Source organism: Bacillus sp. SIMBA_154, assembly GCF_046536015.1.
GTDB lineage: Bacteria > Bacillota > Bacilli > Bacillales > Bacillaceae > Bacillus > Bacillus pumilus_P.
Genome location: NZ_JAWJBV010000311.1, coordinates 1 through 267, shown reverse-complemented (window position 1 = coordinate 267; position 267 = coordinate 1). Strand labels below are relative to the sequence as shown.

The following is a 267-nucleotide window of genomic DNA, read 5'->3' as shown; positions in this document are numbered from 1 at the left end:
CAGCCAGTAGTCGAGAGAGTGAGGTTTAACCTTCGAGAGCGCCAATGGCACAGCGCCAATCACCATATTATCGGTCTGCCGAAGGTGGAGTTCGTCTATCAGCCGCTCAACGTAGAAGCCTGCTTCAGGGCCACCATGCGGTAGTACGATCCAGGAGCGCGAGCGGGTAACGTTTTTGATGTCAGTATTGAGCGTTTTGAATACTGCCTCCAACTGCTCGATTTTGGAGTTGTGCTCGAAGTCCACCAGTCGTGATGCCACTGTATG

The 267-nt window shown here is 52.8% G+C and carries 1 protein-coding gene; it reads right to left on the bottom strand.

Features of this window, described 5'->3' with window-relative positions:
- Positions 1 to 267: hypothetical protein (locus R0K30_RS22175; RefSeq protein ID WP_410613021.1), on the bottom strand; the 267-nt coding region annotated here is incomplete at both ends.